The following is a 22,659-nucleotide window of genomic DNA, read 5'->3' as shown; positions in this document are numbered from 1 at the left end:
TTCAGCCGATGCCGGTGCCGCGGCGGCGCCGGTTCACCGAGAGCAGCAGAAAAGCGATCAGCAGCGCGAAGCCCAGCGGAAAGCCCCATAGGGCGGCGACGTAGAACGCGGGATGCGGGTCGGTCTCCATGAAGTAGAGGCTCAGGATGACCAGCAGAGCGATCCCGGACAGGGCGGTGATCACCACTCCGGACCACAGCAGCGCCTGCGCAGGGCGGGAGCCGCTGCGCCGGTTCGCGCCATGGGCGGCGGTCGTCGTTGGGGACATGCTGCGATTCTAGCGCGCAGCACCGGGAGTCCTGTGCCCAAGTTCGGGCTCTGGCGCGGACGGCGGTACTCTAGAGGCCTTGATGATCAGTATCCGTCTCCGATGATTCATGAGGTAAGCGCACCGTGCCAACCGGGAAAGTGAAGTGGTTCGACGCCGAGAAGGGCTTCGGATTCCTGACTTCAGATGACGGCCAGGAAGTGTTCCTGCACTCTTCTGCCCTGCCGGCGGGAGTGCCCAGCGTCAAAGCGGGCGCACGCATGGAATACGGCATCGCCGACGGCAGGCGAGGCAAGCAGGCGCTCTCTGTGCGACTGCTCGAGGAAGCGCCCTCTGTGGCTCGCGCCTCCCGCAAGCCGGCCGATGAGATGGCCGAGCTGGTCCAGGACCTGGTCAACGTCTTGGAGAACTCCACCGGTGCGCTGCGCAACGGCCACTACCCGCAGACGGCGCAGTCGAAGAAGATCGCTTCGATGCTGCGCCGCGTGGCCGATGAGTTTGATGCCTGATCATGACTGAACAGACTTCTGAGCAGACCGTCGGCGAGAAGGCCAGCCTTGAGGCCGCCAGCACCGAGAAGACCAGCGCCATCAAGACCGGCGCCGTCAAGACCAGCGACCAGCCGGTCGCGCGCACGCGCCGGCCGGGGAAGCCGAAGGTGGACCCGGTTCTGGCCGATGCCGTGGAGTTCGCCCACGATGCGCTCTACGAGATCACCGATCCCGCCCAAGTGGGAGCTCACCTCGGCGTGACCGCAGAGGGAGACCGGCTGCTCACGCACCGGTTCGCCGCCGCAAAGCCCGGCTACCGAGGCTGGGAATGGTTCGTCACCGTGGCCCGCGCACCCCGGGTCAAGAAGGTCACGGTCTGTGAGATCGGGCTGCTTCCCGGCGAGGACGCGCTCATCGCTCCTCCATGGGTGCCCTGGCTCGAGCGGATGAACGACGAGGAGAAGCAAGCGCACAAGGCGGAGCAGGCCGAAGCCGACGAAGGCTGAGCCTGCCCCGCTCCGCGGTATCGGGTCAGCGCCCCAGCACGTGATCGATGCAGTTGAGCAGCCGGGTGACGTCCTCGGGCTCGATGGCGGTGAACGTCGCGATCCGCAGCTGATTGCGGCCGAGCTTGCGGTACGGCTCGACGTCGACGATCCCGTTGGCGCGCAGCGTCTTGGCCAGCTCGGCGGCATCCACCTCTTCGGCGAAGTCCACCGTGGTGATCACATTCGAGCGCTCCGCCGGTTCGGTGACGAAGGGCTGAGCAAGTTCATGCGCCTCGGCCCAGGCGTAGACCCGGCCCGCCGAGTCTGCGGTGCGGGCGGCGGCGAAGTCCATCCCGCCGTTGCCGTTGAGCCAGCGGACCTGCTCGTTCAGCGTGACCAGCGTCGCCAGCGCCGGAGTGTTGTAGGTCTGGTTCTTGCGTGAGTTCTCAATGGCCGTGGTCAGCTGCAGAAAATCGGGCACCCAGCGGGCGGCCGCCAGCTTCTCGGCCCGCTCCAGGGCTGCCGGTGACATCATGGCCAGCCACAGTCCGCCGTCGGAGGCGAAGTTCTTCTGCGGACCGAAGTAATAGGCATCGGTCTCGGTGACGTCCACGGCCAGCCCGCCGGCGGCGGAGGTGCCGTCGATGAGGACCAGCGCGCCGTCGTCGGCCCCGGTGACCCGCTTGACCGGTGCCGCCACTCCGGTGGAGGTCTCGTTGTGCGGCCAGGCGTAGGCATCCACGCCAGCCTCCGCCTCAGGTGAGGGCAGTGTGCCCGCTTCGGAGGTCAGGATGCTGGAGGCCTCGAGGAACGGGGCCTTGTCCGTGGCCTTGGCGAACTTGTGGCCGAACTCGCCGAAGGACAGGTGCTGGGCCTTCTTCTCCACGAGGCAGAAGGACGCGATGTCCCAGAACGCGGTGGAGCCGCCCACGCCAAGGATCAGTTCGTAGCCCTCGGGGGCGCCGAAGAAGGTGTGCAGGCCCTCGCGCACCTCGCCGACCAGGTTCTTCACCGGCGCCTGGCGGTGGGAGGTGCCCAGCAGCTCTCGACCTGCGGCGGAGAGCGCCTCGACCTGTGCCGAACGCACCTTGGAGGGTCCGGCGCCGAAGCGGCCGTCCTGCGGAAGCATCTCGTGCGGAATAGTGACGCGCTGGGACATGGAGACTCCTAGGTCGGTGAGAGTTGGTGGGCCCACGGGGTCCTCGGTGGTCGCATCGGTCAGCGTCATTGCCGAGGGGTTCCGGTGCGGAACTATGCTGTACAGCAGCTGCTTCCACCAGGACGAACAGCGCCGAGGCTCACGTTACCAAGGCCCGGCGCAGGAGAGTGAGTCATACGTGACCGATCTGATCGACACCACTGAGATGTACCTGCGTACGATCCTGGATCTCGAAGAGGAGGGGATCGTGCCGCTGCGGGCTCGGATCGCCGAGCGGCTCGAGCACTCCGGCCCCACGGTGTCCCAGACGGTGGCCCGCATGGAGCGCGATGGGCTCCTGGTGCTCACCCCGGATCGTCGCCTCCAGTTCACCGAGTCCGGCCGCGACCTCGCCGTACAGGTGATGCGCAAGCACCGCCTCGCCGAACGGCTGCTCTCCGATGTGATCGGGCTGGAATGGCAGTACATCCATGAGGAGGCCTGCCGCTGGGAGCATGTGATGAGCGAGCGGGTGGAGCGCCGGCTGGTGGAGATCCTGCAGTCCCCGGTGGAATCTCCCTACGGCAATCCCATCCCCGGACTGGACAAGCTGGGGGTGGTGCTCGCGGAGCAGCCTCCCGTTCCGACGAAGATCACTCTGCGTCAGGTCGCGGAGGCGGACCCGACGGGGCAGAGTTCTGCGCTCTGGATCGTCAAGCGCCTCGCGGAGTCCATCCAGATGGAGCCAGAGGTCCTCGAGCAGCTGCTCGAAGCCGGACTGCGTCCCGGCGGTGTGGTGCGGCTTCGCGGGGTGAATCAGGCCTACGTCATGTTGGAGGTCGTGCTCGCGGCCGAAGAACAACTGGAGGTCGAGCTGCCGCTGGAGGTCGCCCAGCATCTGTTCGTGGAAGAGTCAACGGCCTCCTGAACGCCCTCCCGAGGCACCCGAACACGGCAATGTCACGGTGAGATGAAGCACAAGGTCACGGTATGACAAAGCTCTCGTGATCGATTCGTTTCCTCAATGAAACTCGCATAAATCGCGCTGACTAGTAATTATGTGAGGATTCCCCGTGCTGGAAGAGCGCAATGACCCGTGTCTGATCGTGGCGCTTCCTGGGACTTGTGCACCGACCGTGACCTGAGCGTGACAATTTTATCGATCTGTTATAACGTCGTAGTCGTGCTCGCGGCCGATGTCCGAAGTCGCAGCGCCTCCAGTCAGATCTTCTCCTGCCGCTGACCGGAGCTGTTCCACGAAAACTACCGCAAGGCAGGGTGCAGGGCATCGCGGTCGATCAGGACCTGAAGACAGTGAGCTTCCCGGCTCGCACTTCACTTAGGCGGCCCCGCAACTACAGGGAGAGGTTTCCAGAGAAGTGACAGACATGACTTTCGTCTCACGCCGTGACCGGCGCCGCCAGGCCAAGCCATCATTGGCAAAGGCCGTGGCATCCAACGCCGGCACCGTCGGACGGGGCGCGGCAGCTGCCGTCGCCGCATCCGGCCTCGTGATCTCCTCAGGAGTCGCCGCGAACGCCGGCACCGACATCCAGGTCCCCGAGGTCACCACCTTGGACGTGACCGCATCCGGTCTCAGCGTGGAGCGCGCCAGCGCCACCTCCGCTGTGGCAGTGAGCGCCTCCCAGGACGTCGAGCTTTCCTTCGACCGTCCCGTGGTGACCTCCACCCCCGCACCGGAGCCCGCTCCTGCACCGGAGCCCGCTCCTGCACCGGAGCCCGCTCCTGCACCGGAGCCCGCTCCTGCACCGGAGCCCGCTCCCGCACCGGAGCCCGCTCCGGTCGTCGAAGAGGTCCAGGAGGCTGCTCCCGCCGCCCCGCAGGCCGAGCCAGAAGCCCCTGTGCAGGAGGCCCAAGAGGCCCCAGTGCAGGAGGCCCAGCAGGCCAGTGCCCCGCAGCCGACTCAGCAGACCGACACCGGTCAGCAGAGCCAGCAGTCGAGCTCCAACTCACAGTCGAGCTCCAACTCACAGTCGAGCTCTAACTCGCAGGCCAGCACCGGCCAGCAGTCACAGGGCAACACCCAGGTCGCCTCCACTTCTTCCGCACAGGACGAGGCCCCTGCCTCTTCCAGCGGTGGCAACGGCTCGATCGTGGGCGCAGCCTACGCCGGAGTCGGCAACCCCTACTCCTTGGGCGGCACCACGACCTCAGGCTGGGACTGCTCCGGCTTCATCAACTGGGCCTACAACCAGGCTGGCGTCTCGCTGCCCCGCACGACCTACGGGATGATGGCGTCGATGCGCCAGGTCTCCTCGCCATCCCCGGGCGACATCGTCATCCAGAACGGTGGCAGCCACGCCGCCATCTACGTCGGCAACGGTCAGCTCATCGGTGCGAACAACCCTCGCGTGGGCACCGTTCAGTACCCGCTGAACTCCCCGTACTGGTCCAACACGATGTACCTCAGCGTCAACTGATGCTTCTGCCGCCACGGCGGTGAACAGACCTCGGCCGCAGGGCGCGATCCTCACAGGGATCGCGCCCTGCGGCTTCTGTGTCGGCGCCTGCCACGTCATCAAGTGGGCATCATGGTCAGCACGGTCTATATTGAGCCTGTACAGGCAGAGCAGAATGCTGTTGAACCCTGTGAGGACCGCGCCGAGAAGCGCCCTGGAGGCGCACACACCGGCAGCACGACGAGCAGGGGTGAACGCACGGGAGCCCCGACATGCGCACACTGGTGCTCAACGCAGGCTATGAGCCGCTGAGCGTGGTCACCTCGCGCCGCGCCGCCGTGCTGGTCATGCACGGCAAGGCCAGCGTGCTCGCCGAGGATCACACCCCGATCGCCACGCCCTCGTCACTGGTTCCGCGTCCGGCCGTGATCCTGCTCCACCACTACGTCCGGGTGTCCCGGCGACGTCCGGCGGCGCCCTCGCGACGAAGCATCCTGCGCCGGGACGGGCGCCTGTGCACCTATTGCGCCCGGCCCGCGGCCACCGTCGATCACGTCATCGCACGGGCTCGCGGGGGAGACTCCAGCTGGGAGAACCTGGTCGCCTGCTGCGGGACCTGCAATGCGCGCAAGGGCAGCAAGACCCTCGACGAGCTCGGCTGGACGCTGAGCTTCACCCCCCAGGCGCCCCCTCATCACGTCTGGATGCCGGTGGAGCTCGACGCCCCCCGCGACGCCTGGATGCCATTCTTGACCCATGCCTCCTTCCGCTGACACGCACCCCCCAGAACTGCAGCCTTCCGCGGTCAAGCTGTCCGCGATCCTGCTCGCCGGGGGACGGGGAAGCAGGATGGGCGGGGTCGAGAAGGCTCTGCTCCGACGCGGGCAGCAGACTCAGATCCAGCGCTGGCTCCAGGAGCTTCAGCGTCTAGACATCCGCACCGTGGTGGTGGGGCCCCCCTCGCTCAAGCCCCAGATCCCGACCCCGGTCCCGCTGGTGCGTGAGACCCCTGCCTTCGCGGGACCCGCCGCGGGGGTCCTCGCTGGCGCCGTCGAGCTGCAGCGCCACGAGCGCGACACCAGCGCTGGCGCAGCTCCCGCCGGGTGGACCCTGCTGCTCGCGGTGGACCTGACCGAACCTGCACCGCTGCTGGACTGGCTCCTCGGCCAGCTGGAGGACTCCGCACAGTCAGAAGCGGCCACCGGCACCGACGATCCAGAGGGTGCACCAGCCGCGCTGCTGCCCTGCGATGACAGCGGGCGGCATCAGTATCTGAGCGCCGCGGTGCCCACCGGCTGGCTCCTGCGCCGCGCCGGAGCGCTGACCCCCGAGGAGGTCGAGCACCGCCCGCTCCGATGGCTGCTGAGCGGACTGGAAGACGCCGCCCGGCTGCGCCACCCCGTCGTTCCCCGCGGACTCAGCGAGGACGTGGACACCCTGCACGACGCACACCGGCTCGGCGTCCATCTGCCCTGACCTGCCCGGCTGTGAGATTCTGGAGGCAGCGTCAATGAAGGAGTCGGAATGACCGCAGAATCCACTGAACCGCATGAGTCCATCGAGCTCTGGGTCAAGGAGCTCGCCCACCACCTCGAGGTAGACGGCATCGAGATCGATATCGACGCCGTCCTCGCCCTCGCCGGCCAGGCGGCGCACACCGTGGTCCGCCCCGCGGCGCCGGTGACCACCTATCTCATCGGCTACGTCGCCGGCCTGGCCGAGGCCACCGGGCAGGCTGACTTCCAGACCGCCTCCCGCGCCGCCTCCCGGGTGGCCTCACAGCTGCTCGAGCGCCGTTCCGGCGCCGTGGGCTGACCGGCACCGAGCAGAGATGATGACCCTGATGCAGGCCCGCGAACGGGCCGCTGCCCTCGATGCGCTGGCCCCTGCCCGGATGAGCCTCGAGGAGGCCATCGGCAGCGTGCTCCTGGACCCGGTGCTGGCCCTGCAGGACATCCCGCATGTCTCGACCTCCGCGATGGACGGATGGGCCCTGGCCGCGGAGTCGCTGCCATTCCCCGACGGAGATTCAGGCTGGGCGCTGCGACCCGAGAGCGCGCACAGCCCCGCGACCCGCCCGACCCCGCTGCGGCCGGGAGAAGCCACCGAGGTGCTCACCGGCTCTCCCGTGCCGGCGGGAACACATGCGGTGCTGCGCTCCGAGCACGGTGTCATCGACGGGGACCGGCTGCGGGCGCTGCGCACCAGCCCGGACACCGCTGCTCAGCGCAACGTCCGCCAAGCCGGCGCGGAGTGTCGGGCCGAGGATGAGCTGGTGCCGGCCGGCGTCGTGCTCACCCCGGCGCGCGCCGCCGTCGCCGCCGTCGCCGGACACGACTACCTCACGGTGATCCGCAGACCACGGGTGCAGCTGGTGCTCACCGGCGCGGAGGTCACCACCAGCGGGACACCGGCTCCCGGACAGGTGCGCGACGTCTTCGGCCTGGCGCTGCCGCAGATGCTGAAGGAGCTGGGAGCCGCGTCGGTGGCATCCCAGCGGCTCGGCGACGACCCCGAGACGCTGGCCCGCACCCTCCGGCAGATCTCCGCCGCCGGCACCACCGACCTGATCATCAGCAGCGGCGGCACGGCCCACTCCCGGGCCGACGCGCTGCGACCCGCCCTGGACATGCTCGGAGCCCAGCTGGAAGTGGATTCGGTGGACATGCGCCCAGGCCACCCGGTGCTGCTCGCCCAGCTTCCCCGCGAGGAGGGCCCCCTGTATCTGCTCGGACTCCCCGGGAATCCCCTGGCAGGGTTCTCCGCGCTGACCGCGCTGGGCGTGCCGCTGCTGCGCGCACTGCGCGGAATCCCCGCCGAGGCTCGCACGCCCACGCTGCGCCGCACCGCCGGAGCGCAGCTGCCGGGTGCGCGCCGCGGCGTCCGACTGCTGCCCGTGCGACGGGGCCCGCAGGGCGTCCTGCCCGCCGGTCACAGCCGGGCGCACATGATGCGCGGCCTGGCCGACTCAGATGCGCTGGCACTCGTGCCAGAAGGCGGACTGGCGCAGGGTGACCCGGTGGTGTGCCTCCCGGTGCCCGGACAGCGGGAAGAAGGCCTGGAATGGGACGGCTGATCGAACGTCGTCGCGTGATCACCCTGCGCGCCGACGGCACCCGCAGCAAGATCGATCTGCTCGCCGTCGAAGAGCCCCTGGAGCTGCGCCTGGCGGGGGAGTCCTTCACCGTGACCATGCGCACCCCGGGGCATGACTTCGAACTCGTCGCCGGGTTCCTGGTCGCCGAGGGCATCATCAGCTCCCAGGACCACCTGCGCAGCCTGCGCTACTGCGCCGGCACCGACGAGCAGGGCAATCAGACCTATAACGTCATCGACGCCGAACTGGACCCCGCGCTGGCGCCGACCTCGCTGCTGCGCACCCGAAATGTGCTGACCACCTCGGCCTGCGGGATCTGCGGAACCACCTCCATCGACGCGGTGGAGAAGACCCTGCCGCCGTGCAGGACCGACATGCTGCGGCTGAGCCCCAGTGTGCTGCTGGAGCTTCCTGAGCTGATGCGCGAGAGACAGACCCTCTTCGGCAAGACCGGGGGCGTCCACGCCGCCGGGCTGTTCGACGCCGACGGCGCGCTGCTGTGCCTGCGTGAAGATGTCGGGCGGCACAACGCCGTGGACAAGGTGGTCGGATGGGCCCTGACCCAGGGCCGGCTCCCGCTGAGCGGCACCGCGCTGCAGGTCTCCGGCCGGGCCTCATTCGAACTGGTGCAGAAGGCCGCACTGGCGGGGATCGAGATGCTCAGCGCCGTGGGGGCGCCGTCGTCGTTGGCGGTGGACCTCGCCGAACGCTCCGGGGTGACCCTCGCCGGATTCTCCCGCGGCGGGTCCATCAACCTCTACACCCACTCACAACGAGTCGAGATGAAGGACGAGAAGCCATGACCAAGGTGCGCGATGAATCAGTCCGCGGTCACGCCGCGCAGTTCGAGGACATCGACGAAGACTCCCTCCAGGTGACCGAGCCTAAGGCCTACGCGGCCGGGCTCAAGGCGGTGGAGGTCTCCTTCTCCCGCGGCATGGCCCAGGGCGGACTCTCCCGCACCGTGCGGTCCATGTACCGGGTCAACCAGCCCCAGGGGGTGGACTGCCCGGGGTGCGCCTGGCCCGAGCCCACCGAGACGAAGCGCAAGCCGGTGGAGTTCTGCGAGAACGGCGCCAAGGCGCTCGCCGAGGAATCCACCACCCGGGTGGTCACCCCGCAGTGGTGGGCGGAGCACTCCATCGCCGAGCTGGAGACCAAGACCGAATACTGGCTGGGCCAGTCCGGGAGGATCACCCACCCGATGGTGATTCACGCCGGGGAGACCCACTACCGGCCGATCAGCTGGGCGGAGGCCTTTGAGACCATCGGCGCCCACGTCCGGGCGACGACGCCGGAGCGGTGCATGTTCTACACCTCCGGTCGCACCGCGAACGAGACGGCCTTCCTGTACCAGCTGCTGGCACGCTCGCTGGGGACCAACAACCTGCCGGACTGTTCGAACATGTGCCACGAATCCTCCGGGACGGCGCTGAACCCGACCATCGGCATCGGCAAGGGCACCGTCTCACTCAAAGACATCGAAGAATCCGAGCTGATCTTCGTGGTCGGGCAGAACCCGGGCACCAACCATCCGCGGATGCTCGGATCCCTGGCGCAGGCAAGGAAGAACGGCGGCAAGGTGGTCTCGGTGAACCCGCTGCCCGAGGCCGGACTGCTCCGGTTCAAGGACCCGCAGACCCCCAAGGGTCTGGTCGGCGAGGGTGAGCGGATCAGCGACGAGTTTCTGCAGATCAAGGTCGGCGGGGATCAGGCACTGTTCCAGGCGCTGGGGCATCTTCTGCTGCGCAAGGAGCAGGAGCATCCCGGATCCGTGGTGGACCGCGAGTTCGTGGAGTCCAAGACCAAGGGCTTCGCCGAGTACAGCCGGGCCCGCGCGACGCTGGACTGGGCCGAGACCGAGCAGGCCACAGGGCTGCAGCGCGCCGAGATCGAGCACATCGCCGAGTTGCTGGCGGCCTCGAAGGCGACCATATTCTGCTGGGCGCTGGGACTGACCCAGCAGCCACATTCGGTGGACACCATCAAGGAGATCGTCAACCTGCTGCTGCTCCAGGGCAACTTCGGCAAACCCGGGGCGGGGGCCTGCCCGGTGCGCGGGCACTCCAACGTCCAGGGCGACCGGACCTTCGGCATCTGGGAGCGGCCCACCGAGCCGTTTCTCAGCCGGCTCGACACCGAGTTCGGCATCCGCTCCCCGCGCGCCCACGGCTACGACTCCACGAACGGCATGTCCGCCATGGACTCCGGAGACGTCGACGTCTTCGTCTCCATGGGAGGAAACCTCGCCGCGGCGAACTCCGACACCGCGGTGATGGAGGCCGGGCTCAAGCGCACCGGGCTCACCGTGCACATCTCGACCAAGCCCAACCGCTCCCACGTGGTCCACGGCCAGACCTCGATCATCCTGCCCACGCTTGGCCGGTCCGACCGAGACGACAAGCACCCCGGCGGCGCCCAGTTCCTCTCGGTGGAGAACTCCATGTCGGTGGTCAGCTCCACCCGTGGGCGTCTCGAACCGGTCTCAGACCACCTGCTCGCGGAACCGGTGATCATCGCGCGGATGGCCGAGGCGATCTTCGGGCCCGACCATGTGGTCGACTGGCAGGCCATGGCCGAGGACTACGACGTCATCCGGGACCACGCCTCACGGGTGGTCGAGGGAACCGAGGACTTCAACCGGCGGATCCGGGACAAGATGGGATTCGTGCTGCCGAACCCGCCGCGGGACCACCGCTCCTTTGCCACCGCAGACGGCAAGGCAGGGTTCACCGTCCGGGCGCTGGAGTATCTGACCCCGCCACCGGGACACCTGGTGCTGCAGACGATGCGCTCCCATGATCAGTACAACACCACCTTCTATGGCCTCGATGACCGCTACCGCGGGATCTCCGGAGGCCGGCGGGTGATCCTGATCCACCCGGAGGACCTGTCCGAGACCGGCTTCGCGGACCGCGAGCTGGTCGACGTGGTCTCGGTGTTCCAGGGTGAGGAGCGCCGCGCCGAACGTTTCCACCTGGTGGCGTACCCCACCGCCCGCGGCTGCGTCGCGGCCTATTATCCCGAGGCGAATGCCCTGACCCACCGCAATCTGGTCGCTCGGGAGTCCAACACCCCCGGCTTCAAGGCGATGATGGTCCGGTTCGAGGCGCGCTCCCCGGAGGCCGATGCCCAGGCGGCTGAATCAGGGCGTGCACGGGTCGAATCGACGGCCCCATGAGACGCGCGATGACGCCTTCCGGACACCGGTAGTGACCCCAGCCGATTATTAGCGTAGGCTGACGGAGTACTACAAGGGCTTCCACACTTATGCGGTCGCCCGAATAGTCACCGCATTCGACCGGCCAGGTTGGCTGCGGAACATGCATCGTGAGATCGATGCGTAGCAAGAGCAAGTATATTAAGGAAACATCATGGCTACAGGCACAGTTAAATGGTTCAACGCTGAAAAGGGCTACGGCTTCATCGCTCCCGAAGACGGTTCAGACGATGTCTTCGTGCACTTCAGCGCGATCACCACTTCCGGCTTCCGTTCCCTCGAGGAGAACCAGAAGGTTGAGTTCGAGACCGCCCGCGGCCCCAAGGGTCTTCAGGCTGAGAACGTCAACCCTCTCTGAGCTTCACTGAGTTCGCCGAAGATGGCTGTATAGCCGTCGGACGCTGAGCATCTCGGGTTCGATGAACAGAACCTCAAAAGACCGGCCCCCTGATCTTGCATCTGTGAGATCAGGGGGCCGGTCTCTTTGTATGCCCATTTCCCAGCGTCGTGGCACGGGATCCACCCCGCGCACCGGCCGGAACCTGCTGGTGCGGCAGCGAGATCACGTCTTCGGCTTCGGCTGCACCGGGTTCGGGCTCATCGAATGGAGCAACGGCGCTCCCAGGATGAGACTGCCGACGAGTCAGGGCGCGTGCACTTCGAGGGGTCCCGCAGCGCCCAGTCCGGCAGCGTTCAGCTCTGCAGGGCTGGGTAATCGGTGTAGCCGCGCTCGCCGCCCACGTAGAACGTCGAGGGATCGGGCTCGTTCTCCTCGAGTCCCAGTTCCCAGCGCCGGGCCAGGTCCGGGTTGGCGATGACTGAGCGGCCCACGCCCACTGCCTCGGCCAGGTCCTGCTCGACCAGCCGGACGGCCTCCTCGCGCGTGGTCTGCACCCCGAAGCCGGAATTGGCGATCAGCGGGGCACCGGAGACGAGGCGGATCAGCTGCACGATCTCGCTCGCCGGGTCCGCGTTGAGCACGTCGATGTGGCTCAGCCCCAGCGGGGCGAAGCCCTCCGCCATCGAGCGGTAGGTGGCCATCGCGTCGTCGTGGTCCTCTTCCAGGGCGCCCTGGATGTTGTGCTGCGGGGAGAGCCGGATCCCGGTGCGGTCCGCGCCGATCGCCTCGGACACCGACGCCGCGACCTCCACCGAGAGTCGTGCGCGGTTCTCGGGGGAGCCGCCGTAGCCGTCGGTGCGGGCATTCGATCCCGGGGCGGTGAACTCATGGAGCAGGTAGCCGTTGGCGCCATGGAGCTGCACACCGTCGAAGCCTGCTTCGATCGCGTTGCGCGAGGCTTCGGTGAAATCGATGATCGTCTGCGCGACCTCCTCGGCGCTCAGCGCGTGCGGCACCGGGTGGGGCGCCTTGCCCTCCGGGGTGCGGATCTCACCGGGCGCGGCGAGCGCACTGGGTGCGACGACGCGGCCGGTGCCGGAGATCAGCTCATGGCCGATGCGGCCACCATGCATGATCTGGGCGACGATCTTGCCACCCGCGGCGTGCACCGACTCGGTGACCCTCCGCCAGCCGGCGACCTGCTCGGCGGTCTCCAGCCCGGGCTGACCGATCCAGGTGCGCCCCTCCATCACCGGGAAGGTGCCCTCGGTGACGATCAGACCGAGCGAGGCGCGCTGGGTGTAGTACTGGACCATCATCTCGTTCGGCACCCCGTCCTCCTCGGCTCGGATCCGGGTCAGCGGGGCCATCACGAGTCGGTTGCGCAGTTCGACGGCACCGAGGGAGAGCGGCGAGAAGAGCTTGTCCTGCACCTGGCTGGCCTGGGTGGAAGAAGTCATGGGGAGGTCCTTTCATGCACGGCGGCAGGCGCGCTTCCTGGAAGCGACGCCCGATGTGTTCTGCCCAGGGCAACCGTGCGGAGGCGGCTTCGATTCCTGATCCGGGGCAAGGTCACACTTGGCGGCGCAGCGGACCGAGGCGCCTTTCGCGCCATCTGATCTCCTGACCTCTGGTTCCTCCGGCAGGATCCGAACCTGCGACACCCGCTTCAGCAGGCCTGTGCACGATCGGCTCCGGGACGGGAGAGAGGGCCGGTCACCAGGACCGGCCCTCTCCGATAAGCTTTACAGCAGTAGATGTATTTACGAAGACTACAAAAAAGTATATGCATAAGAAAATGCGAGAGTGTCGATACCTTAGATCAGAAGAAAATCAAAACGCTTCTTTTGTCTTCGTCTTTTGAGGTGCCTCAATCCAGCTCAAACCTCATCGCGTATCGGTCGTGGACTCTCGAGTTGCGTAATCGGTGTGATCTTCTCCCAAATTTTGCTGGTAATTCTTGACAAGCAGCAATTCGGCTTCGATCCTTTGAATCGACTGTTCCAACGACCGAAGCTTGTTCAGAACCTCATCCTGGAAATTGGTCTCGGGCATGTTGCTCACTCTCCTCTAGTCGGCCCCGGTCCTGAGTAGACCGGCTAGGTCTACTGTAGATGTGTTCTGCGACACTGCACCTGTCCGACATCTCCGAACGGTCTCCGCGGCATGAGGGGAGCTGGTCATGCGGATTCAGGATCTGCTGTGTACGTGTGCGTCTCTCGCATCCAGGGTGGAGCCGAGATCGAGGCGTTGCAGCGCGTCCTCGGCCACGAATCAGCGGCTCTCACACTTGACGCCTGCGCGGACCTTTATGAGGACGATCTGACCAGCCTCGGGGATCGGATCGAAGCCGCTGCGTGCTCACTGCGTACTGGCTCGAAATCGGTAGACGCCGTATCGTGCCATCAAGCGCCCTGACTAGTGCTTTCAGTGGTCCCCCCGGCAGGATTCGAACCTGCGACACCCGCTTTAGGAGAGCGGTGCTCTATCCCCTGAGCTACGGAGGGTGGAGCGATGAAAGTTCACCGCGCGCCGCGAGTCCAGCGCGGCACCGAACCATCCTACCTGCGGCGCCGCCCAACCGCGGGTGGCCTCAGGCTAGGGGCGTTCCACGCCCTTCCGGAGCAGGCTCATCACCACTGACCCGACCACCGCGGCCCCCAGGATGATCAGCAGCGCCCAGCTGACCACGGTGAACCATGAGGCGGCCGCCACAAGTCCGGCATCGAGGGATTCCATGGTCAGGATCCGATCGATCAGGAAGTTCTCGGTGATGTCCACCGCGGCAAAGATCACCGCGCCGGCGAGCACGAGCCAGCGTAGGAGTCCGCGGCGCATGACCAGCCCGACCACGGCCCAGCTCGAGAGCAGGAAGAACAGCGGGAAGAGGATGCCGGCGGTGCGGTGCAGGAAGCTGAGCTGACCGGTGCCGTCGGAGTCCATGACATTGCGCAGCCGCTCGATGTCATCCACCGAGTAACCCAGCAGTCGGCTGTCGGGCATCGAGAAGCCGCCGGCGAAATAGTTCATCTGCGGCAGCGCATAGAGGTGCAGGTACGCGAAGAGGAGGGCCGTCAGCCCCAGGAGCGCGTAGAGCAGCAGGTGCGGATTGGAGTCTGTCCCCTCACCGGCGCGCTGACTGGCTGCGCTGAGGTATCCGTCTTGGACGTCGTCGCGCCGCTTGGGCGTCGTGGAGATGTCCCGCCCCTCACGGCGCGCCTGGCGGAACGCCCGGAGCCCGCCCGGGGTCCCGGGGGCTCCTGTGGATTCCGGCTCCGTGGCCTCGCGTGCGGGGTTGCCCCGCACCTTCTTGCGCCGCTTGGACATGACCCTCCTGAGTAGATCTGCTTCGCCTCCAGTCTGGCAGAGGTTCAGCGGCCCTCCACGCCGAGTGGGTGTCAGCTCCGGCGCTTAGACTGGGGCCACCATGGATTTCCTCTTCACCCCGCCGAAAGCCACACCCGCCGAACGTCTTCGCAGGCCTTCCAGCCCCAGCGCCGCAGGCAGTCCCGCCCACCAGGACGACGGCGGCGCCGCCGTCCTGCAGCAGGACCAGCCGCCAGCCGCTGAGGCCCCCGCCGACGCCGTCGCCGAGCTGAACCCGGAGCAGCAGGCGGCCGTGCTGCACTCGGGCTCCCCGCTGCTGATCGTCGCCGGCGCCGGCTCCGGCAAGACCCGGGTGCTGACCCGCCGGGTGGTGCACCTGTTGCGCAGCGGCGCTGCTCGCCCGCATGAGATCCTGGCGATCACCTTCACCAACAAGGCTGCCCGGGAGATGAAGGACCGCATCGCGGAGATGATCGGTCCACCCGCCGAACGCATGTGGATCTCCACCTTCCACTCCTCCTGCGTGCGGATCCTGCGCGCGGAGGCCGCCCACCTGGGTCGCCGAACCACCTTCACCATCTACGACAGCGCGGACTCGCTGCGGCTGATCACCACCATCGCGAAGTCCCATGACCTGGATCCGAAGCGGTTCGCCCCGCGTGCGCTGAAGAACAAGATCTCGGCGCTGAAGAACGAACTCATCGACGCCGAGGCGTTCCAGTCCACCGCGGCCCACGAGCCGTTCTCCGAAGCGGTCGCCACGGTCTACCGGGAGTACAGCGAACGGCTGCGCGCGGCGAACGCCTATGACTTCGATGACCTGCTCGCCGAGACGGTCTACATGTTCGACGCCTTCCCGCGGATCCTGGACAGCTACCGGCGGCGATTCCGGCACGTGCTGGTCGATGAGTATCAGGACACCAACCACGCCCAGTACCGGCTGGTCCGCCAGCTGACCGGCCCCACCGAGACCAGCGGGGACGCCATGGCGCAGGTCCCCACCCCCGGGGCGGAGCTGACCGTGGTCGGCGACTCGGACCAGTCCATCTATGCGTTCCGCGGTGCCGACATCCGCAACATCGTGGAATTCGCGCGCGACTACCCCGACGCCACCACGATCAAGCTGGAGCAGAACTACCGCTCCACGCAGACCATCCTCAACGCCGCCAACGCGGTGATCTCGCAGAACCCGAACCGGACCGAGAAGAAGCTCTGGACCGCGCTCGGCGAGGGCTCCCCGGTGGTGCTGCACGTGGCCCCCTCGGAGAACGACGAGGCCGAGTGGATCGCGCGCACCATCGACTCACTCGGTGACGCCGAAGGCATCAGGCCATCCGACGTCGCCGTGTTCTACCGGACCAACGCGCAGTCCCGCTCGCTGGAGGAGCGGCTGATCAACCGCGGCATTCCGTACCGGGTCATCGGCGGCACGCGGTTCTATGACCGCAAAGAGATCAAGGACGCGCTGGCCTACCTGCGGGTGGTCAACAACCCTGACGACGACGTCAATCTGCGCCGGATCCTCAACGAGCCCAAGCGCGGGATCGGGGAACGGGCCGAAGGGGCGGTGGCCACGCTGGCCACGCGTGACCGCACCACCTTCCTGGAGGCGCTGCGCCGAGCCGAGGAGGCCCCCGGGATCGCGACCCGCTCGCTCAAGGCCATCGCCTCCTTCGTGAGGATGATCGATGACCTGATCCAGCTCAACCAGGACGGTCGGCCCTCGGTGGTGCTCGAAGCCGTGCTGGAACAATCCGGCATGCTTGAAGCGCTGCGCCAGTCCAAGGACCTCCAGGACGAGTCCCGGGCGGACAACCTCGGTGAGCTGGTGGCGGTGGTCAAGGAGTACGAGACCGAGGCGGCCGCCGCAGACTCCGCACGCGACGCCGGCCAGGGGGGAGTGACGCAGGGAGAGGACCTCCTCGAGCCCGAGGTCGACTCTGCGGCGCCGGGCGAGGCAGGGTTCGTCGGCGCCGACCTGCAGGAGGGCCCCGGTGCGCTCGCGAACTTCCTGGAACAGGTCTCTCTGGTCGCGGACGCCGACGCGCTCCCCTCGGCCGGGGACGAGGAGTCCCAGCGCCTGGCCGTGGAGCAGGGCCAGGTCACCCTGATGACCCTGCACACCGCAAAGGGCCTGGAGTTCCCGGTGGTCTTCCTCACCGGCATGGAACACGGGATCTTCCCGCATTCGCGCTCGATGTCGGATCCCGAGGAGCTCGCCGAGGAGCGCCGGCTGGCCTATGTGGGGCTGACCCGCGCCCGGCAGCGGCTCTACCTCTCCCGGGCCGAGTCCCGGCACCTGTGGGGCCAGCACCAGTTCAACCCGCCGAGCCAGTTCCTCGGTGAGATCCCTGAGGAGCTCATCGAGGTCAGCGCCGCGTCCTCCACCTCCTCCCGCGGCCCTCGCTTCGGCTCGGCAGGGTTCGGATCATCTGGATTCGGCGGCTCCATCCAGGGCGGCGCCGGCAGCCTCAGCGGCGGCTGGGGCTCAGGATCGAACTCCTACAACTCCGGCGCGCCACGTTCCGGCGCGACCATCTACGGCGCGGCCGACAGCACGAAGACCTCCTCCTCGCTGCCCGGGGCCACCCGCGGCGCGGCGCCGAGCCAGGTGGATCCGGATCGTGAGATCCCCAGCCTGAGTCCCGGTGACCGAGTCAGCCACAAACGCTTCGGGCTGGGCGAGGTGCTCGCCGTCGAAGGTTCCGGGGCCAAGACCGTGGCCAAAGTGAGCTTCTCCGGGTCTGAGAAGCGACTCCTCCTGCGATATGCTCCACTGGAGAAGGTCAGCTGAGCGCTGCGCGTGAAGCGCGCGACGCCGTCGACCTTCACATGTAGAGATGACTTCGACGCAGAAGGACACACACGTGGACCTGTATGAGTACCAGGCGCGCGATCTCTTCGAGGCACACGGCGTTCCCGTGCTGGCCGGAATCGTGGCGCAGACCCCGGAAGAAGCGAAGGCGGCCGCCGAGAAGATCGGTGGCACCGTCGTCGTCAAGGCTCAGGTAAAGGTCGGAGGCCGCGGCAAAGCCGGCGGCGTCAAACTTGCCAAGAGCGCCGATGAAGCGCAGCAGCATGCTGAAGCCATTCTGGGCATGGACATCAAGGGGCACACAGTGCACCGCGTGATGATCGCCCAGGGTGCAGACATTGCAGATGAGTACTACTTCTCGATCCTGCTGGACCGAGCCAACCGCGACTACCTCGTCATGTGCTCCAAAGAGGGCGGCGTGGAGATCGAGCAGCTCGCCGTAGAGCGGCCCGAGGCACTGGCACGGGTGAGCGTGGATCCGAACACCGGCATCGATGCGGCCAAGGCCAAAGAGATCGCCGAGCAGGCAGGGTTCCCGGAAGAGCAGCATGAGCAGCTGGCTCACGCCTTCATCCAGCTGTGGACCGTCTTCTCCAAGGAGGACGCCACCCTGGTCGAGGTGAACCCGCTGGTGAAGACCGGCGACGGGCAGATCATCGCCCTCGACGGCAAGGTGACCATCGACGAGAACGCCGAGTTCCGTCAGCCGGCGCACTCGGAGCTCGTGGATGAGCAGACCGAGGACCCGCTGGAGGCCAAGGCCAAGGCCAACGACCTGAACTACGTCAAGCTTGACGGTCAGGTCGGCATCATCGGCAACGGCGCCGGTCTGGTCATGTCCACCCTCGACGTCGTCGCCTACGCGGGCGAAGCCCACGGCGGCGTGAAGCCGGCGAACTTCCTCGACATCGGCGGCGGCGCCTCGGCAGAGGTCATGGCCAACGGCCTCGACGTCATCCTCGGCGATGAGCAGGTCGAGTCCGTGTTCGTCAACGTCTTCGGCGGCATCACCTCCTGCGACGCCGTGGCCAATGGCATCGTCAAGGCACTGGAGATCCTCGGGGACTCCGCCACCAAGCCGCTCGTGGTCCGCCTCGACGGCAACAACGTGGAGGAGGGGCGCCGCATTCTGGAAGCGGCGAACCACCCGCTGGTCACCACCGCTGACACCATGGACGCCGGCGCCGACAAGGCTGCCGAACTTGCGCACTCCGCGCGGACTGACAAGTAAGGACCTGCTCACACAATGTCTATCTACCTGAACAAGGACTCGAAGGTCATCGTCCAGGGCATCACCGGCGGCGAGGGCACCAAGCACACCGCCCTGATGCTCAAAGCAGGCACCAACATCGTCGGCGGCGTCAATGCTCGCAAGGCCGGCACCGCCGTGTCCCACAAGGACAAGACCGGCAACGATGTCGAGCTGCCCGTGTTCGCCACCGTGGCCGAGGCCATGGAGAAGACCGGCGCTGACGTCTCGGTGGCCTTCGTGCCGCCGAAGTTCGCCAAGGATGCCGCCGTCGAGGCCATCGAAGCCGGCATCGGCCTGCTCGTGGTCATCACCGAGGGCATCCCGGTGCAGGACTCCGCGGAGTTCTTCAACCTCTCGCTGACCAAGACCGGTGCCGACGGCAAGCCCGTCACCCGGATCATCGGCCCGAACTGCCCCGGGATCATCACCCCGGGTCAGGCGCTGGCAGGCATCACCCCGTCCAACATCACCGAAGCCGGGCCCATCGGCCTGGTCTCGAAGTCCGGGACGCTGACCTACCAGATGATGTACGAGCTCCGCGACATCGGCTTCTCCACCTCCATCGGCATCGGCGGCGACCCGGTCATCGGGACCACCCACATCGATGCGCTGGAGGCCTTCGAGAACGATCCGGACACCAAGGCCATCGTGATGATCGGCGAGATCGGCGGCGATGCTGAAGAGCGCGCAGCCGACTACATCAAGGCGCACGTCACGAAGCCCGTCGTGGGCTACGTGGCTGGCTTCACCGCACCCGAGGGCAAGACCATGGGCCACGCCGGCGCCATCGTCTCCGGCGGCTCGGGCACGGCTGAAGGCAAGAAGGAGGCCCTCGAGGCTGCAGGCGTGAAGGTCGGCAAGACGCCGTCCGAGACCGCTTCGCTGCTTCGCGAGGTCTTCAAGGGCTGACGCTCACAGACACCGCAGCGCGGGGCCGTTCCTGATCATCAGGGACGGCCCCGTTCTGGTCTGTGCCAGGGGTCCGCGGGGCGCTGCGCAGCGGGATCACCCGGAGCGCAGCGAGCATCCCAGCGACGACGGAGGGCTCAGCCGCCCTCGGAGCCTTCGCCCAGCTCCCGCTCCGGATGCTCGCCGAAGCGGAAGTGGCGCCCGCTGATCTCTTCCGGGCGGATCCGCACGAAGAAGTCCTTGAGAGTCGGCACCCACGGCTTCAGATTCAGCTCCTCGGCGGCCTCCCGCTCTGCGGAGGTCTCCAGGCGGGCCGCCGTGCCCCGCAGCACCACCGACCAGGCCTGATCCGAGAGGATCCCGTCGGTCTCAAAGACCACGCTCTCGTTGATGGCCATCTCCGCAAGTTTCGAGCCGGGAGCGGTGCGCAGCACGATGGTGCGGTCCTGCACCGCGCAGTTGATCGGGAAGATGTCGGCCCGTCCGCCGACCACGGTGACCAGACGCCCATGCTGGACGCCTTCCAACAGGGACCAGCACTGGTCCTCGCTCAGCACCAGGATCGGTTCGCCCTCAGCGTGTTCAAACATTGCCGCCGCCTCTCAGTCGGTGATGCACTTCGCTGTGCACCCCTGAGTCTAGACCGTGTCTACATCGCGTAGAAGAGCCGGCTGCGGCGGGAGGCGGCGCCCGAGCGGGCCGCTGATGAGGCCGCCGATCAGACCAGCGTTCCGCCGAGCAGCGAGCCCAGCAGGTAGGTGACAGCGGCGGCGCCGAGGCCGATGCACAGCTGGCGCAGCCCGCGCTTGAGCGGGGAAGCCCCGGAGAGCAGCCCCACGGCTGCGCCGGTGGCGAGCAGCGCGACCCCGACCAGCGAGCTGGCGATCAGGATCGCCGTGGTCCCCTCGCTGCCCAGCAGGTAGGGCAGCACCGGGATCAGGGCGCCGACGGCGAAGAACACGAAGCTGGAGCCCGCCGCGGTCCAGGCCGAGCCCACGATGGCGTGGGAATCGATCGACTGCTCCGGATCGTGGGAGAGCTCGGGCTTGCAGTCGCAGGTGAAGACGTCGAGCCGCTCCAGCGCACGATGCTCCGCGTCGGCCTCGCTCATGCCGCGGGCCCGGTAGACCAGGATCAGCTCGTTATGGTCGAAGTCCAGGTCGGGGGCGGCGCGCAGGGTGACCTGGGTGGGGCGGGTCGCGTCGAGCAGCTCGCGCTGGCTGCGCACCGAGACGAACTCGCCGGCGGCCATCGACAGCGCCCCGGCGAGCAGCCCGGCGAGCCCGGTCAGCAGGATCACCCCGGACCCCACACCGGTGCCACCCATGCCCACGATCAGCGCGAGGTTCGAGACCAGCCCGTCATTGGCGCCGAAGACCGCGGCGCGGAAACCACCGGAGAGCTTCTCCCGACCGCGCGTGGCCAGTGCCCGGATGACCTCTTCATGGATCGCCTCATCGGCGGCCATCCGCGCAGTCGCGTCGTCATCGCCGTCATAGGGGGAGCCGCCCTCGGCGCGCTGAGCCAGCGCGAGGATGAACACCGACCCGAAGATCCGCGCCATCCAGCCCAGCAGGACCCGGTGGGCCGAGGGGGCGGGAAGCCGCTCCGCGTCGGGTCCGAGGAGATCCCGCCAATGCTGTTCATGGCGCTTCTCCGCCGCGGCCAGGCCGAGCAGGACCTGACGCTCTTCACCGCGCTTGCGCTCCGCGAGAGCGGTGTACAGCCGCCCCTCGGCCTGCTCATCGGCGAGGTATTTCCGCCAGCGACGGATCTGCCGAGTCGTCGGGCCGGCGTTCTGCGTGCGCGGTGCGCGCGACGCGGCGGCGGAATCTGCGGGCTCGCTTGGTCTCATTGGACTCAGTCTTCCCGATCTTCGCGCGTCCGGGACTCCTGAACGGCCTGTGACGAAGTTCAGGAATGGCTAAACCGACGACGCCGGGCGCTGGCCTCACTGAAGAGTCGGTGGGCCGCGGGGGAGTCCACCCCGGGGCCCAGCCCCAGATAGTCCGGGGCCAGGTGGTCAGCGGTCCCGTCGAGGTGCTCCGCATCCCCAGCGAGGGGCTCGGGGCTCCCGCCGAGGGCGAGGTAGGTGCCGCCGGCGCGACGCAGGATGAGCATCCCTGCCGCGATGTCCCAGGGCTTGGTGTCCACCCCGAGCACCACGTCATTCCATCCTGCCGCGGCATGGCAGAGCTCCAACGCTCCGGAGACCACCCGGCGGACCGTGGAGAAGCTGGTGACCATCTCCGCGAAGGCCTCCAGCGCGAGCGGCCCCTCCTGGGCCAGCACCTCCGCGGAGGGGTAGCTGGTCATCAGGTTCAGCTGCGCACCGGTGCGCGGGGCGCTGCGGGAGGCTCCCAACCGGGTCTCGGCCCGCTGGTGGCAGGAGAGGTAGGCGCCGTCATCGTCGGCGGAGAAGCTCAGCCGATTGATCGGGTCGTGGACCACACCGGCGATGACCTCGCCGGCGAAGACCGCGGCGATGGAGATCGAGAACATCGCGAAGCCGTGCGCGAAGTTGCTGGTCCCGTCGATGGGATCGATGATCCATTCCAGTGAGCCGCTGCCGCGGGCGCCTGACTCCTCCCCGGTGATCCAGGAGTCCGGGACGGCCGCGGTCAGTGCGGCGGCGAGGGCGTCCTCGGTGGCCGTGTCATGGATGGTGACCAGGTCATGGGTGCTGGTCTTGGTGCTCACTCCCATCGCCACACTTCCGGAACCAGCACCTCCGGAACCCGCACTTCCGGGGCCCGCGGTGCCAGGCTCAGGGTCGTCGGGGACTGCGCGGAAGGCCTGCACCAGCGGGGCCCCGGCCGCCTCTGCGGCCTCCAGGGCGATCGTGCGCAGCTGGCGCGGGTCGGGGCGGGGAGCGGTGGTGTTCAGCACAGGTT

General features: G+C 67.6%; 22 protein-coding genes and 1 tRNA gene. 14 read left to right on the top strand and 9 right to left on the bottom strand.

From position 1 onward, the window contains the following. Nucleotide 1 precedes the first annotated feature (1 nt). A complete protein-coding gene (locus LSI54_RS05305; RefSeq protein ID WP_241465510.1) occupies nucleotides 2–268 on the bottom strand; it encodes a hypothetical protein in 267 nt (88 codons plus the stop codon). Nucleotides 269–393: 125 nt separating this feature from the next. Between LSI54_RS05305 and LSI54_RS05300 the strand changes: the two genes are divergently transcribed. Both LSI54_RS05300 and LSI54_RS05295 read left to right on the top strand, forming a co-directional pair. Then, a complete protein-coding gene (locus tag LSI54_RS05300; RefSeq protein WP_241465509.1) occupies nucleotides 394–777 on the top strand; it encodes a cold-shock protein in 384 nt (127 codons plus the stop codon). 2 nt (nucleotides 778–779) lie between these two features. Further along, on the top strand, nucleotides 780–1,265 hold the full coding sequence (locus LSI54_RS05295; RefSeq protein WP_241470634.1) for a DUF3027 domain-containing protein: 486 nt from the start codon (nucleotides 780–782) through the stop codon (nucleotides 1,263–1,265). A gap of 25 nt (nucleotides 1,266–1,290) precedes the next feature. Here LSI54_RS05295 and serC read toward each other — a convergent pair whose 3' ends face one another. Next, nucleotides 1,291–2,406, bottom strand: coding sequence for a phosphoserine transaminase (gene serC / locus LSI54_RS05290; RefSeq protein ID WP_241470680.1), 1,116 nt, complete (start codon nucleotides 2,404–2,406; stop codon nucleotides 1,291–1,293). Between the two features lie 178 nt (nucleotides 2,407–2,584). Here serC and LSI54_RS05285 point away from each other — a divergent pair, with 178 nt between their 5' ends. The 9 genes from LSI54_RS05285 (at nucleotide 2,585) to LSI54_RS05245 (ending at nucleotide 11,480) form a co-directional block, all read left to right on the top strand. Further along, nucleotides 2,585–3,313 (top strand): metal-dependent transcriptional regulator, encoded by a 729-nt coding sequence (locus LSI54_RS05285; RefSeq protein WP_241465506.1) that lies wholly within the window; start codon nucleotides 2,585–2,587, stop codon nucleotides 3,311–3,313. Nucleotides 3,314–3,773: 460 nt separating this feature from the next. Beyond that, the gene (locus tag LSI54_RS05280) at nucleotides 3,774–4,826 is read left to right on the top strand and encodes a C40 family peptidase (protein WP_241470633.1); all 1,053 of its coding nucleotides are present in this window, start codon (nucleotides 3,774–3,776) and stop codon (nucleotides 4,824–4,826) included. A 251-nt stretch (nucleotides 4,827–5,077) separates the two neighbouring features. Beyond that, the gene (locus LSI54_RS05275; protein ID WP_241465504.1) at nucleotides 5,078–5,578 is read left to right on the top strand and encodes an HNH endonuclease; all 501 of its coding nucleotides are present in this window, start codon (nucleotides 5,078–5,080) and stop codon (nucleotides 5,576–5,578) included. Beyond that, nucleotides 5,562–6,281, top strand: coding sequence for an NTP transferase domain-containing protein (locus tag LSI54_RS05270; protein ID WP_241470632.1), 720 nt, complete (start codon nucleotides 5,562–5,564; stop codon nucleotides 6,279–6,281). Before LSI54_RS05275 ends, LSI54_RS05270 begins: the two co-directional genes overlap by 17 nt. 48 nt (nucleotides 6,282–6,329) lie before the next feature. Then, nucleotides 6,330–6,620, top strand: coding sequence for a DUF6457 domain-containing protein (locus tag LSI54_RS05265; protein WP_241465502.1), 291 nt, complete (start codon nucleotides 6,330–6,332; stop codon nucleotides 6,618–6,620). A 16-nt stretch (nucleotides 6,621–6,636) separates the two neighbouring features. After that, nucleotides 6,637–7,881 carry a molybdopterin molybdotransferase MoeA gene (locus tag LSI54_RS05260; protein ID WP_241470631.1) on the top strand — a complete coding sequence of 415 codons (1,245 nt, stop codon included), beginning with the start codon at nucleotides 6,637–6,639 and terminating at the stop codon, nucleotides 7,879–7,881. Next, nucleotides 7,869–8,705 carry a formate dehydrogenase accessory sulfurtransferase FdhD gene (fdhD, locus tag LSI54_RS05255; RefSeq protein ID WP_241465500.1) on the top strand — a complete coding sequence of 279 codons (837 nt, stop codon included), beginning with the start codon at nucleotides 7,869–7,871 and terminating at the stop codon, nucleotides 8,703–8,705. The genes LSI54_RS05260 and fdhD overlap by 13 nt, the downstream gene beginning before the upstream one ends. Beyond that, nucleotides 8,702–11,083 (top strand): FdhF/YdeP family oxidoreductase, encoded by a 2,382-nt coding sequence (locus tag LSI54_RS05250; RefSeq protein ID WP_241470630.1) that lies wholly within the window; start codon nucleotides 8,702–8,704, stop codon nucleotides 11,081–11,083. The genes fdhD and LSI54_RS05250 overlap by 4 nt, the downstream gene beginning before the upstream one ends. Before the next feature lie 193 nt (nucleotides 11,084–11,276). Further along, on the top strand, nucleotides 11,277–11,480 hold the full coding sequence (locus LSI54_RS05245; RefSeq protein WP_036473143.1) for a cold-shock protein: 204 nt from the start codon (nucleotides 11,277–11,279) through the stop codon (nucleotides 11,478–11,480). A gap of 335 nt (nucleotides 11,481–11,815) precedes the next feature. On the opposite strand, the gene LSI54_RS05240 is transcribed toward LSI54_RS05245, so the two are convergent. The 4 genes from LSI54_RS05240 to LSI54_RS05225 all read right to left on the bottom strand — a co-directional run bounded on the left by LSI54_RS05240 (nucleotide 11,816) and on the right by LSI54_RS05225 (nucleotide 14,789). Further along, nucleotides 11,816–12,922 carry an alkene reductase gene (locus LSI54_RS05240; RefSeq protein ID WP_241470629.1) on the bottom strand — a complete coding sequence of 369 codons (1,107 nt, stop codon included), beginning with the start codon at nucleotides 12,920–12,922 and terminating at the stop codon, nucleotides 11,816–11,818. Between the two features lie 427 nt (nucleotides 12,923–13,349). Continuing rightward, nucleotides 13,350–13,517 (bottom strand): hypothetical protein, encoded by a 168-nt coding sequence (locus tag LSI54_RS05235; protein ID WP_241465497.1) that lies wholly within the window; start codon nucleotides 13,515–13,517, stop codon nucleotides 13,350–13,352. A gap of 376 nt (nucleotides 13,518–13,893) precedes the next feature. Next, nucleotides 13,894–13,969, bottom strand: a tRNA-Arg gene (locus LSI54_RS05230). A gap of 91 nt (nucleotides 13,970–14,060) precedes the next feature. Beyond that, nucleotides 14,061–14,789 carry a hypothetical protein gene (locus LSI54_RS05225; protein ID WP_241465496.1) on the bottom strand — a complete coding sequence of 243 codons (729 nt, stop codon included), beginning with the start codon at nucleotides 14,787–14,789 and terminating at the stop codon, nucleotides 14,061–14,063. 100 nt (nucleotides 14,790–14,889) lie between these two features. Between LSI54_RS05225 and LSI54_RS05220 the strand changes: the two genes are divergently transcribed. The 3 genes from LSI54_RS05220 (at nucleotide 14,890) to sucD (ending at nucleotide 19,765) form a co-directional block, all read left to right on the top strand. Then, entirely contained in the window at nucleotides 14,890–17,583 is a 2,694-nt protein-coding gene (locus LSI54_RS05220) for an ATP-dependent helicase (RefSeq protein WP_241476110.1), read from the top strand. A 73-nt stretch (nucleotides 17,584–17,656) separates the two neighbouring features. Then, nucleotides 17,657–18,835 (top strand): ADP-forming succinate--CoA ligase subunit beta, encoded by a 1,179-nt coding sequence (gene sucC / locus LSI54_RS05215; RefSeq protein WP_241470679.1) that lies wholly within the window; start codon nucleotides 17,657–17,659, stop codon nucleotides 18,833–18,835. Nucleotides 18,836–18,850: 15 nt separating this feature from the next. Then, a complete protein-coding gene (gene sucD / locus LSI54_RS05210) occupies nucleotides 18,851–19,765 on the top strand; it encodes a succinate--CoA ligase subunit alpha (RefSeq protein ID WP_241470627.1) in 915 nt (304 codons plus the stop codon). 137 nt (nucleotides 19,766–19,902) lie between these two features. Here sucD and LSI54_RS05205 read toward each other — a convergent pair whose 3' ends face one another. The 3 genes from LSI54_RS05205 to LSI54_RS05195 form a co-directional block, all read right to left on the bottom strand. Next, nucleotides 19,903–20,355 carry a pyridoxamine 5'-phosphate oxidase family protein gene (locus LSI54_RS05205; RefSeq protein WP_241465493.1) on the bottom strand — a complete coding sequence of 151 codons (453 nt, stop codon included), beginning with the start codon at nucleotides 20,353–20,355 and terminating at the stop codon, nucleotides 19,903–19,905. A gap of 128 nt (nucleotides 20,356–20,483) precedes the next feature. After that, entirely contained in the window at nucleotides 20,484–21,620 is a 1,137-nt protein-coding gene (locus LSI54_RS05200) for a VIT1/CCC1 transporter family protein (protein ID WP_241465492.1), read from the bottom strand. Nucleotides 21,621–21,679: 59 nt separating this feature from the next. Continuing rightward, nucleotides 21,680–22,654 (bottom strand): inositol monophosphatase family protein, encoded by a 975-nt coding sequence (locus LSI54_RS05195; RefSeq protein WP_241470626.1) that lies wholly within the window; start codon nucleotides 22,652–22,654, stop codon nucleotides 21,680–21,682. Nucleotides 22,655–22,659: the final 5 nt, after the last annotated feature.

This window comes from Nesterenkonia sp. AY15, from assembly GCF_022565855.1.
Lineage (GTDB): Bacteria > Actinomycetota > Actinomycetes > Actinomycetales > Micrococcaceae > Nesterenkonia.
The sequence above is the reverse complement of the archived record's forward strand: the minus strand, read 5'-3'. Positions and strand labels throughout refer to the sequence as shown.

Excerpts from the sequence above, each read along its gene's own strand:
- LSI54_RS05265 (WP_241465502.1), top strand. The coding sequence starts at position 6,330 with ATGACCGCAGAATCCACTGAACCGCATGAGTCCATCGAGCTCTGGGTC.
- fdhD (WP_241465500.1), top strand. The coding sequence starts at position 7,869 with ATGGGACGGCTGATCGAACGTCGTCGCGTGATCACCCTGCGCGCCGAC.
- LSI54_RS05295 (WP_241470634.1), top strand. The coding sequence starts at position 780 with ATGACTGAACAGACTTCTGAGCAGACCGTCGGCGAGAAGGCCAGCCTT.
- sucD (WP_241470627.1), top strand. The coding sequence starts at position 18,851 with ATGTCTATCTACCTGAACAAGGACTCGAAGGTCATCGTCCAGGGCATC.
- LSI54_RS05220 (WP_241476110.1), top strand. The coding sequence starts at position 14,890 with ATGGATTTCCTCTTCACCCCGCCGAAAGCCACACCCGCCGAACGTCTT.
- LSI54_RS05205 (WP_241465493.1), bottom strand. The coding sequence starts at position 20,355 with ATGTTTGAACACGCTGAGGGCGAACCGATCCTGGTGCTGAGCGAGGAC.
- LSI54_RS05245 (WP_036473143.1), top strand. The coding sequence starts at position 11,277 with ATGGCTACAGGCACAGTTAAATGGTTCAACGCTGAAAAGGGCTACGGC.
- LSI54_RS05200 (WP_241465492.1), bottom strand. The coding sequence starts at position 21,620 with ATGAGACCAAGCGAGCCCGCAGATTCCGCCGCCGCGTCGCGCGCACCG.
- LSI54_RS05250 (WP_241470630.1), top strand. The coding sequence starts at position 8,702 with ATGACCAAGGTGCGCGATGAATCAGTCCGCGGTCACGCCGCGCAGTTC.
- serC (WP_241470680.1), bottom strand. The coding sequence starts at position 2,406 with ATGTCCCAGCGCGTCACTATTCCGCACGAGATGCTTCCGCAGGACGGC.
- LSI54_RS05225 (WP_241465496.1), bottom strand. The coding sequence starts at position 14,789 with ATGTCCAAGCGGCGCAAGAAGGTGCGGGGCAACCCCGCACGCGAGGCC.
- LSI54_RS05270 (WP_241470632.1), top strand. The coding sequence starts at position 5,562 with ATGCCTCCTTCCGCTGACACGCACCCCCCAGAACTGCAGCCTTCCGCG.
- LSI54_RS05260 (WP_241470631.1), top strand. The coding sequence starts at position 6,637 with ATGATGACCCTGATGCAGGCCCGCGAACGGGCCGCTGCCCTCGATGCG.
- LSI54_RS05275 (WP_241465504.1), top strand. The coding sequence starts at position 5,078 with ATGCGCACACTGGTGCTCAACGCAGGCTATGAGCCGCTGAGCGTGGTC.
- LSI54_RS05305 (WP_241465510.1), bottom strand. The coding sequence starts at position 268 with ATGTCCCCAACGACGACCGCCGCCCATGGCGCGAACCGGCGCAGCGGC.
- LSI54_RS05235 (WP_241465497.1), bottom strand. The coding sequence starts at position 13,517 with ATGCCCGAGACCAATTTCCAGGATGAGGTTCTGAACAAGCTTCGGTCG.
- LSI54_RS05240 (WP_241470629.1), bottom strand. The coding sequence starts at position 12,922 with ATGACTTCTTCCACCCAGGCCAGCCAGGTGCAGGACAAGCTCTTCTCG.
- LSI54_RS05280 (WP_241470633.1), top strand. The coding sequence starts at position 3,774 with ATGACTTTCGTCTCACGCCGTGACCGGCGCCGCCAGGCCAAGCCATCA.